The sequence below is a fragment of the Daejeonella sp. JGW-45 genome (assembly GCF_029360805.1).
GTDB lineage: Bacteria > Bacteroidota > Bacteroidia > Sphingobacteriales > Sphingobacteriaceae > Daejeonella.
Map to the genome: position 1 here is coordinate 310,260 of NZ_JARKNC010000008.1, position 10,643 is coordinate 320,902.

Here is a 10,643-nt window from a genome sequence, read left to right on the forward strand (position 1 = left end):
TATATCCAGAATTTAAAATGAATATCGGAATTATCGGCCTCGGAGATATGGGCTGCATATATGCTAAATCCTTTGCAAAGGTAGGTTACCGCGTATACGGCTGCGACTTGCCCCATAGAAGGGAGTTGCTTGAAGTAGAACTGGGCTCATTCGGGATCGAGGTCTTGGACGACGGCAGGGAAGTATCGCGTATTTCGGATATCATCTTCTATTCTGTTGAAGCTGAACGGATAGCCGAAGTGGTTCAACTATATGGCTCATATACCAAATACGGAGCTATTGTTGCCGGACAAACCTCTGTCAAACACCCTGAAATTGAAGCTTTCGAGAAGTACCTCCCAAAGGATACGCATATAATCACGTGTCATTCATTGCACGGCCCCGGCTTTGATCCCAGGGGGCAAAAGATGATAGTCATACCACACCGCACCAGCCGGGAAGCTTATCAAAGAATGACGGACCTCCTCACCGGACTGGGCTCTGTGATCGCCGAGATCCCCGATTATCATGAACATGATAAAATAGTTGCCGACACCCAGGCTGTTACCCATATGGGATTTGAAAGCATGGGCACAGCATGGAAGGAAGCCGGATTTTTCCCCTGGGAGAATGCCGCCTACCTTGGTGGGATCGATAATGTAAAGATCCTGATCACTCTTAGAATCTTCAGTTACAAAGCGCACATCTATGGCGGTCTTGCTATCCTCAACCCCTACGCCCGCCATCAGATAAAGCGATATGCTGAATCGGAGTCTGAGTTGTTCAAACTGATGATAAAGGAAGAGGAAGCAGCATTCCGGAAGCGTTTGTACCAGGCAAGGGATTTCATCTTCGGAAAAGATCATAAGCCGGTGATGCTGGATGAAAAGGTCATGCAGGAGTTTTCTCTCTCTGCAGGATCAGAAAACAGGAAGCCAAATTCACATTTAAGCCTTCTCAGCATGGTCGATGCATGGCATCATCTGAAGGTAAATCCGTATGATAACCTTATCTGCCAGACACCGCCTTTTCGCCTGCGTCTGGGAATTGCCGAATACCTGTTCAAGAATGAAGAGCTGCTGGAAGAATCAATAAGCACAGCTTTATTTGACAAGAGCATTCGTGGTGATGACCTGGAGTTTCACTCTGCTGTACGAGAGTGGTCATCTATTATCGTCTATGGCGATATGGAAGGCTATAAGCAACATTTCGAACAGGTCAAATCTTTCTTCTCTGAGCGGCTCGACCAGGGAAGGAAACAAAGCGCTGAGCTGATCAGGAAGTTACAGATGGAGTAAGATCCTGAGAATTGAAATTTCTTTCCGCCTGCAGAACATGCCGGCGGTTATGCGCGATTAGAAAACGAAAGGTATCTCCAAGCTTCATAGTGATCCATTTTGAAATAGAAACCGGAATTCTTGCAGAACCTATGTCTAACGCCCTTGCCTTTTGGAGATAAAGTAATAAAAGCTCCTCCTGGCGAAGGAATTCACTCAAAACCCCCGCGGCATCCAGGCTGGCGCCAGGTACATGCCCTTTAAATGCTTTATGCTTCTTAGTTCCGGTTTCCGGCGACATGATCTTTGTGAAATAGTCGCCAAGCCAGCCACTTCGGTAAAATTCATCAGAACGGATATGTGCCTTTTCTAATGCTTCATTTATTTTCGGAAGATAATAATCTCCATAACTGTTGAGGTGGTCCAGGCACTGAAGTACACTCCACCCCCCGTCCAGTGCCGGCTTATTTAATCTATTTCCCGGCGAATTTATATAATGCTTATTAACGATGTCTACCTGATTATCTATTTCAGCCCTGAGTTCATCGATTAACTCTGATCTATTGAATTTCATATCCTAATTTATGATACAAAATAAGCCATTGCCAAATGAATAATTGTTGGTAATTACCAAGATTTCAAATTACTATTTTATTGATCAGCTTACTGAAATTGCTTGGGTCGATACCTAAATAATTGGCAAGGTACTTATGCGGCACATGCTGCAGGATATGAGGGCTTCTGGTTAAGAGCCTTTTAAATTTTTCTTCTGAAGAACACGACAGCAATTCAGCCATACGTTCCAGGACACCCTTAAGTGCAAAGGAAACGCCCTTAAAGATCAGCCGGTCTATATTCTTATGCTCACCCATCAGTCTTTCAACCTCTTCAAACGGAGCTCTCAAAAACTCCGATCTGCTTATTGCTTCATAATAATACGAAGATTTCTGGTTGAGCAGCATAGCATCCAATACTCCGCCAAACGAAGGTGCGTAAGTAAAAACTAAAGTCGCTTCCCGGTCTTCCTCGTCCCGGTAATAAATGCGTTGAACACCGCTTAGAACGAAATACAGATATTTTTCCTTCTCACCTGCATGACTGATCAGCTCCTTTCTTTTAGCTGCATAGGGTTGCCAGATCGACGAAAAAGCGAGCCATTCAGCCTCGTTCAATTCGCCCATTCCCTCAACTAAATGCTTTAATTGTCTTAGTTCATTCGCTATCATTATCTTAAAAACTGTAACAGATCCCGACACGGTACCACGCCCCGAGCCGGGCCGGATAATGTAGTAATATGTTCCCGCCGGGATATTTGGAAGTAAATCAGAAGCTTAATTTATCGGCCTCAATATCCTGTCCCACCTGATCTTTTCTAAAACAGAGGCATTGTTATCGGTACTCATCCAGGTGATCATGGCCTTTCCCACGATATGGTCTTCAGGCACAAATCCCCAGTAGCGTGAATCTTCTGAATTGTGACGGTTATCGCCCATCATCCAGTAATAATCCATTTTGAATGTGTACGTGCCGGCTTTTTTACCATTTATAAGAATATCACTGCCTGACCTGCCTACTTTATTATTTTCGTACTTCTCTATGGCTTGTCCGTAAAGTGCCATAGTCGAATCACTCAACTCTATTGTCCAGCCCTTTTCAGGAATCTTTAGCGGGCCGAAATTATCGAGGTTCCATTTGAACCGGCCGTCATGTGGAAAAATACTTTCGTCATAAACATCCTTTGGTGAGATCATCTCAGTTATCGACTTGACATTCTGCCGGTTTTTAAAATCATCGTAACTGGCAGGAGGTATTATCAATACATAGTCATTGATACTTAGCTGCTGATAAACTTCAATCTTAAGATCTTTCAATAGCTCGGGATTCATCCCGTTACCATCTGTTCTTACATAATATGATGTTTGTGTTTTCGGGGCATTTTTAAAAATCTCATTATTGATATAAACCCTGGAATCAATAATTGAAACCACATCCCCTGGCTCCCCAAGGCAACGTTTTATATAATGCACCCGCATATCTACCGGGTTGTTACCGGCATCAGGTGCGTAATTAAATACAACAACATCTCCTTTTTTTACTTCACCCAATCCCGGAAGCCTGAAATACGGAAGCTGAATCCCATCCCAGTAAGTCTTTATTTTGCTGCTTCCTATCCTTGATTCTAAAAAAGGAATTGAGACCGGGGTAACAGGCATTCTTGGCCCATAAGACAGCTTACTTACAAAGAGATAATCTCCCGTTAAAAGCGTCCCTTCCATAGATCCCGACGGGATCGCGTAAGCAGAAAAAAGAAGCCCTCTGATCACCGTTGCTGCTATTACAGCAAAAAGAATCGCATCAAGCCACTCCCGGATTTTACTTTTCGGCTTAACTACCTCGTCATTGGTACCGGCATCGGCCTTAGGGGACAAAAATGGAATTTTCATAACACGCTATTTATGCTTGAAGATCAGACTCATATCCAAGCCGCTTGTTACAAAAAGTACTATCAGCAAACCGAATATTGTTCCCCGTGTTGTAGAACTAATGTCGAAGCCAGTCCTGAAATTCACGCCATCCAGTATCTACTGTCCTGCGGCCGGCATACATATAGATCCATGGAGACCTGTAGACCGGGCTATAATAACCCACGCCCATAGCGACCATGCCAGGCCAGGATGCAGGCATTACCTGGCGCACAAAGACTCAGAAAGCATCCTGCGCCTTCGTCTGGGTGAAGACATTTCGCTCCAGACGGTGGAATACGGCAAAAAATTTCAGATCAATGGCATCTCCTTTTCCCTGCACCCTGCAGGACATATAGTAGGATCGGCTCAGGTAAGGGTAGAGGATAAAGGTGAGGTGTGGGTAGCAAGCGGCGATTACAAGCTGCAGGACGATGGATTTTCCAAGCCTTTTGAACCGGTAAAGTGCGATGTCTTCATAAGCGAATCGACCTTCGGCCTGCCGATCTATAAGTGGCCGGAACAGGAAATTGTAATGAACGATATACGGGAGTGGTGGCTTCAGAACCGCATACAGAACAAAGCAAGCATATTGATGGGCTATTCGCTTGGAAAGATGCAGCGCTTGATAAATAACCTCCAGCCCTTTGATGGCCCGGTATATGCACACGGCGCCACCTTCAATTTGAATGAAAGACTCAGAGCGGCAGGCTTTAACCTGCCTTTCATCCCGCTGATCACACGCGATACAGATAAAAAGCTTTTCAGGGGAGCGCTGATATTGGCGCCGGGGTCGGTATTAAATACCAGTTGGATCAAAAAATTTGAGCCTTACTCAACCGGCTATTGCTCAGGCTGGATGGCTGTACGCGGTGCCAAGAACCGGAAAGCTATCGACCGGGGTTTTGTACTTTCTGATCATGCCGACTGGAACGATCTGGATACGGCAATTGCTGAATGCGGTGCACAAAAGATTTATGTAACTCATGGTTATACTCATACGTATGCCCGCTGGCTGAATGAGAAAGGCATTGAAGCCGCTGAAGTAAAGACTATGTACGGACAAAACGAAGACATTACAGAAGAGGAGATCATAGAACCATGAAGCGTTTTACCGAACTTTTCCTTCAGCTCGACCGCACCAATAAAACCAATGAAAAGGTCGGATTACTCAAAGGATATTTCTTATCCGCCCCTGAGGAAGACAAGATCTGGGCACTTGCGCTTTTCACCGGACGAAGACCACCCAGGAAGATCAAATCTTCCCAGGTTCAGGAGTGGGCACTGGAACTCGCAGGAATCCCCCACTGGCTCTTCAGGGAAAGTTATGGCAGTGTGGGCGACCTTGCTGAAACTGTGTCCCTAATACTTCCGCCACCCTCGGAAACAGGGGAGGAAAAAAGTTTGGCTCAGTGGTTTAATACACTGGCGGGCTTGAAAGATGCTGATGATCTGGAAAAGAAAAGTTTTATTTTAAATGCCTGGAAGCAGCTTTCTTCCTTCGAGATCTTCGTTTTCAATAAGCTCCTGATGGGAAGTTTCAGGATCGGCGTTTCGCAGACACTGGTTACACGTGCCATTGCTGACATCGCGGCCAGTACGCCGGCAATTATCTCACACCGGTTGATGGGAGGATGGGACCCGGCAGTTGTTTCCTACAAAGAGCTTATTCATTCAGAAAACGCAGGAGACGAATTCTCTAAGCCATATCCCTTTTATCTTTCCTATGCGATCCAGGGTACAGTTGATGAGTTGGGAAAAGCTGACGGGTGGTTTGCTGAATGGAAATGGGACGGGATCCGCTCACAGATAATTTTCAGAAACAATGATATCTATATCTGGTCGCGTGGTGAAGAACTGATCACAGACAAATTTCCTGAGCTGCTGGTTCTGAAGGATCATCTCCCTGAAGGAACGGCACTGGATGGAGAGCTGATATGCTTCGGTGAGACAAAGCCCCTTTCGTTCAATGTATTGCAAACGCGTATCGGCCGGAAGAACCTGACGAAAAAAATACTCGAAGATGCCCCGGCAGCTTTTATATCCTATGATATCATGGAATACCAGGGCCGGGATATCAGGAATGAGGAGCAGCAGAAAAGGCGAACTATTCTGGAAAACATTGTGAGCGCTGTCAACATACCGGCCGTTTTTAAACTCTCTCCGCTAATAAGTTTCCGGGATTGGAATGAACTCAAGGCTCTCCATTTACGGGCACGCGAATTTGCAGCCGAAGGTTTTATGCTCAAACATAAACAAGCACAGTATCTTTCAGGGAGAAAGAAAGGTAACTGGTGGAAATGGAAAACAGATCCTCTAAGCATCGATGCTGTCTTGGTTTACGCCCAAAAGGGAAGCGGCAGGCGTGCCGAACTTTATACAGATTATACATTTGCTGTGTGGGATGGCGATAAACTCGTGCCCTTCGCAAAGGCATATTCCGGCCTCACTGACAAGGAGATCGGTAAGGTAGATTACTTCATAAAAAGAAATACTCTTGAAAAATTCGGCCCTGTACGTACGGTAAAACCAGAGCTGGTCTTTGAAATTGGCTTTGAAGGAATTAATGCTTCCAGCCGTCATAAGTCAGGAATTGCCGTACGCTTCCCAAGGATTTTAAGATGGCGAACAGACAAGGGTATCAAAGAGGCGGATACACTGGAGAATCTGAGGGCGCTGCTGAACCAGTTTGAATAATTAAGAAACCGGCGTAATTTGCTGCTTGAATGCCATATTTGATACTGGGACAGGAGGCTCCAAAATCAAGTTTCACATCAGCTCCCGAGGAACCTCCAGTTTATATATCCTCCCGGGAATGAACGATAAATAATTACCTCCCCAACGTGCTCACAAAATTATTCAGCGTGATTAAATTATTGACAGCGTCGCCCATGGTATTATTGAAATACGCGTAAACGGTCTTTCCCTCTTCGATCCAGGCCCTGATATAACTGGAATATTCGTACAGGAAATCGTCTGTATATGATCCCCGGTAATTCCCTCCGGGGCCATGAAATCGAAGATAAACGCTGCTTCCATCCTGATCGATAAAGTCTGTTTGAGATCCCGCCTTATCATGTAAAACTATTCCCGCACCGTAGTTTTCGAGCATTTGATGTACTGCCTCAGTATACCAAAACAGTTTCCGGAATTCAATAGACAGAGTCCATTCTTCATCAGGATCGGCTTCACGGATGATCATTAACAGCCTTTCCAATTGTCTCAAAGCGCCAAACTGCAAGCCAGGAGGAAATTGCACCAGTAAACACCCTTTTTTGTCCCCCGCAGCCTTTATCACCTGCATAAACCGATGAACATCCGCATCCTTAAACAGCAAATCCCTCACATGGGTTATATCCCGCCACAATTTATAGGTAAAACGGAAACCGACGGGCACTTCTGCCGCCCACCTGTCAACCGTAGAGGGCATCGGAACTTTATAAAACGAACTGTTTACTTCAAGACTGTTAAATAAATGCCCGTAATAGCGCAGTCTTGAGCTGCCTTGAAATTCGGGAGGATATGCCGATTTGTTAGGAACAGGAAGTACCATCCCACTCGTGCCGGAAAAGAAACTGCTCTTAAATTCCATGCTGAAATAACATAAGCTCAGAAGTAAGGTTTTTCCTCAGGCCGCTCAATGTTAATTAAACAGGTTGTTCTGCAGCGCTTAGGCGCTTTTATCTAAAACAACCTTAACCAATCCCACAAAAAAAGAGGAACCAATGCGGTCCCTCTTTCATTATAAATCACCTTATTTTTTCTTAGTCGATCTTAACGAATTTCACAAGTGAAGGCCTGTCATGCTGGATCTTCTGACCAGTAGGGGTTAACAAACCCGTTTGCTGGTCGCGTTTAAAGAACAATATTTCATTTGTGCCCTGGCTGGTTACAAGCATCCAGTTACCTGAAGGATCGATATCAAATGTCCGGGAGCTCTTTCCTCCGATCGGCTGCCTGCCAACTACCGTTAGCTTTCCGGTCTTCTGGTCAATGGAGTAAATAGCAATTTCATTCAGAACGTTGCGCGTTGTCGCGTAAAGGAATTTTCCGTCAGCAGAAACATGAATATCGGCTCCGTCTGGCTTGCCTGTATAACTGTCATCAGCCATCTTAATGGTCTGGATCAAATCGATCCGGCCATTTTTATAAGTAAAGGCATTTACCGTACCATCAAGTTCGGTTACTGCGTAATAGAATTTCTTGTTCGGATGGAAAGTTGAGTGCCGCGGGCCTGAGCCGGGAGCAAGAGATACGAATCCCTGGGCCGTTGGTGTTAAGGGATTAGGGCGTTTCTTAGCATCAAATGCATAAACATTCATTTTATCAGTACCAAGATCAGCAGTGATCACAAATTTATTATCCGGTGAAACCACGGCTGAGTGCACATAAGGCTTAGTTTTAGCGATGCTTTTTCCCTCGTGTTTGATATCCTGAATATCAGATCCCAGCGTTCCGTCCGGGTTGATTGGCAGGGCTGTAATCGTTCCACCACCATAATTACCTACAAATACATACTTGCCGTTAGCGTCTACGGAAATGTAAGTAGGGCCACCACTGCCAGAGGGCACACTGTTCAACAGTTTAAGCTCACCTGTTTTTGAATTAAACGACATCGCATTGATGTTCCTGTTACGGTCCTCGCTTACGGCATAAACAAATTTACGATCATTAGTTACGGCGAAATAAGACGGACTGCCTACTGCAACCTTTGATTTATAAGTTGTTGAAGCGTCCTTGGTATCGAATTCGTACACATAAATACCTTCACTTTTTCCCGGAGCAGTGTAGGTTCCTATCAGTAAGTGATATTTAGTACCCTGGGCAAATAAAGAAGTTGAAATTGCCAGGAAAGTAAAGAGGCTAAGGAGTTTTCTAGTATTCATCGCACATTTTTTTTAAGCCACCAAGATATAAAAATTAAAGATCAGTAGGAACCAGGAGATTTGTTTTGCAGGTATTAAAAAACTTTTGTATTTTCGTTTAACGAAATCCCCGTTAACAGATCTCACCCAATTTTCACCTTATATTCTTTACATCCTCTTCGGGAAGGATTCGTATTTTGTTATTATCAGATCCGTAACAGAAGGGATAATGATCCGGTATACATCCGGGACAGCTTCGGCAATTTCCCGAAGCCTTCCCGGAACTGTCCCGGAACCATCCCGGAACTGACACGAATGAGTCTGCACGAGATTACCTAACATTCTCGAACGCTTTCGGAAAGATTGTACTGATTTTTTTGATGGGATCAGATGATCGGATAAACGGCATCGGTATTAACTTAAAGTTAATCAACCCGCGGCATATATCCAAATATTTACCAAATTACTGTGCTTCCTGCCTGACCACGCCACCCGGGAAAAGCGCAGATTATTTAAACCCAATCCTGTTTCGTCCGGTATGGCATTTCTGAAAGCCGGGATGTAACAAAATTACAATATTATAGCGGCTATGAGATCGCAGGCAAATTAAAAATTGAAATAAGACCGGGCGTTATGATATGATATATCCTGAACAGTCTTCCCTAACCACTCAATATCGTAAGGTAGTTCGCCATTTTCTACATCCTCTCCGATAAGGTTACATAATATTCTGCGGAAGTATTCATGTCTCGGGAACGACATAAAACTTCTGGAATCGGTGAGCATACCTATAAAGCGGCTTAACAAACCCATGTTTGAAAGAGCGTTCAACTGCCTGGTCATGCCGTCTTTTTGGTCCAGGAACCACCAACCTGATCCAAATTGTACTTTACCGGCTACCGAACCATCGTTAAAATTGCCGACCATTGCCGCAATAAGCTCATTATCGGCCGGGTTCAGATTATAGATAATCGTTTTTGTAAGCCTGTTGTCATTATCCAGCTTGCTTAGGAACTTAGACAGTGCCTGTGCCTGTGTGAAGTCGCCGATGGAGTCCCACCCCGTGTCCGGGCCTAGTACCCGCAGCATCCTGGAGTTATTATTACGCAGGGCCCCGAGGTGGTACTGCTGCACCCAGCCTTTTTCATGATCCCAGATTGCGAAATGGAAGAGCATGGCTGATTTGAATTTCCTCACCTCTAGTCCGGACAATACCTGTCCTGCCCGTATTTTCAGGAAGATGGCTGCAATTTCCTCATCGCTATAATCTTCGGCATAGATCTGTTCCAGTCCATGATCTGATACGGAACAGCCATTGGCAGCAAAGTAGTCATGACGCTTACGCAGAGCCGAAAGATATGTACTGATATCCATTATGGCTTGACCCCATAACTGTTCGAGCCGGCCGATATATTCGTTCAATGCTTCAGGATTATCAGCGCTCATAGCCTTATCCGGCCTGAACGCGGGTAAGACCTTTATCGAGAATCCATCATTAGAGATCCTCTGGTGATGTTCCAGGCTGTCCAGCGGATCGTCCGTGGTACAAACAGTCTTTACATTCATCCGGCTTAATAAATTACGGACAGAATATTCCGGCGATTGAAGCTTTTCGTTACATTCATTCCATATCTTTTTGGCTGTGGCCGGAGAAAGAATGTCCTTGATATCAAAGTAACGCTGCAGTTCAAGATGCGTCCAGTGATACAGGGGATTGCGCAGGGTGTACGGAACCGTTGCCGCCCATTGTTCGAACTTTTCCCAGTCGGAAGCTGCTCCTGTGCAATATTTCTCATTCACACCATTGGCACGCATTGCACGCCATTTATAATGATCACCGTAAAGCCATACCTGGGTTATATTTTCAAATACCAGATCGGAAGCTATCTGCTCAGGAGGCAGGTGGTTATGATAGTCTATTATAGGCATATCCTTCGCAAAATCGTGGTAAAGCTGCTTTGCAACATTCGATTGCAAAAGGAAATCCTCGTTTAAAAATGCTTTCATTTCTTAGTTATTTATGGGTTTTGGGCTGTGGGCTGTGGGCTGTGGGCTTTGTT

The 10,643-nt window shown here is 44.9% G+C and carries 10 protein-coding genes; 3 read left to right on the plus strand and 7 right to left on the minus strand.

Going from position 1 to position 10,643, the window contains the following annotated elements:
* Window positions 1-17: 17 nt before the first annotated feature.
* Complete coding sequence (locus P2W76_RS10890) at window positions 18-1,277, plus strand: prephenate dehydrogenase (RefSeq protein WP_276347859.1); 1,260 nt, start codon at window positions 18-20, stop codon at window positions 1,275-1,277.
* Here P2W76_RS10890 and P2W76_RS10895 read toward each other — a convergent pair.
* The 3 genes from P2W76_RS10895 to lepB form a co-directional block, all read right to left on the minus strand.
* Complete coding sequence (locus tag P2W76_RS10895; RefSeq protein ID WP_276347860.1) at window positions 1,255-1,830, minus strand: DinB family protein; 576 nt, start codon at window positions 1,828-1,830, stop codon at window positions 1,255-1,257. The genes P2W76_RS10890 and P2W76_RS10895 overlap by 23 nt on opposite strands.
* A gap of 64 nt (window positions 1,831-1,894) precedes the next feature.
* Window positions 1,895-2,482 (minus strand): Crp/Fnr family transcriptional regulator, encoded by a 588-nt coding sequence (locus P2W76_RS10900; protein WP_276347861.1) that lies wholly within the window; start codon window positions 2,480-2,482, stop codon window positions 1,895-1,897.
* A gap of 105 nt (window positions 2,483-2,587) precedes the next feature.
* Window positions 2,588-3,700 carry a signal peptidase I gene (gene lepB / locus P2W76_RS10905; RefSeq protein WP_276347862.1) on the minus strand — a complete coding sequence of 371 codons (1,113 nt, stop codon included), beginning with the start codon at window positions 3,698-3,700 and terminating at the stop codon, window positions 2,588-2,590.
* 16 nt (window positions 3,701-3,716) lie between these two features.
* Here lepB and P2W76_RS10910 point away from each other — a divergent pair, with 16 nt between their 5' ends.
* Window positions 3,717-4,823 carry a ligase-associated DNA damage response exonuclease gene (locus tag P2W76_RS10910; protein ID WP_276347863.1) on the plus strand — a complete coding sequence of 369 codons (1,107 nt, stop codon included), beginning with the start codon at window positions 3,717-3,719 and terminating at the stop codon, window positions 4,821-4,823.
* On the plus strand, window positions 4,820-6,415 hold the full coding sequence (locus tag P2W76_RS10915; protein WP_276347864.1) for an ATP-dependent DNA ligase: 1,596 nt from the start codon (window positions 4,820-4,822) through the stop codon (window positions 6,413-6,415). Before P2W76_RS10910 ends, P2W76_RS10915 begins: the two co-directional genes overlap by 4 nt.
* A gap of 133 nt (window positions 6,416-6,548) precedes the next feature.
* Here the strand turns inward: P2W76_RS10915 and P2W76_RS10920 are convergent, their stop codons facing one another.
* The 4 genes from P2W76_RS10920 to uxaC form a co-directional block, all read right to left on the minus strand.
* Entirely contained in the window at window positions 6,549-7,310 is a 762-nt protein-coding gene (locus tag P2W76_RS10920; protein ID WP_276347866.1) for a DUF72 domain-containing protein, read from the minus strand.
* Between the two features lie 172 nt (window positions 7,311-7,482).
* Entirely contained in the window at window positions 7,483-8,604 is a 1,122-nt protein-coding gene (locus P2W76_RS10925) for a lactonase family protein (protein WP_276347867.1), read from the minus strand.
* Window positions 8,605-8,751: 147 nt separating this feature from the next.
* The gene (locus P2W76_RS10930; RefSeq protein WP_276347868.1) at window positions 8,752-8,925 is read right to left on the minus strand and encodes a hypothetical protein; all 174 of its coding nucleotides are present in this window, start codon (window positions 8,923-8,925) and stop codon (window positions 8,752-8,754) included.
* Between the two features lie 264 nt (window positions 8,926-9,189).
* Complete coding sequence (gene uxaC, locus P2W76_RS10935; RefSeq protein ID WP_276347869.1) at window positions 9,190-10,590, minus strand: glucuronate isomerase; 1,401 nt, start codon at window positions 10,588-10,590, stop codon at window positions 9,190-9,192.
* Window positions 10,591-10,643: the final 53 nt, after the last annotated feature.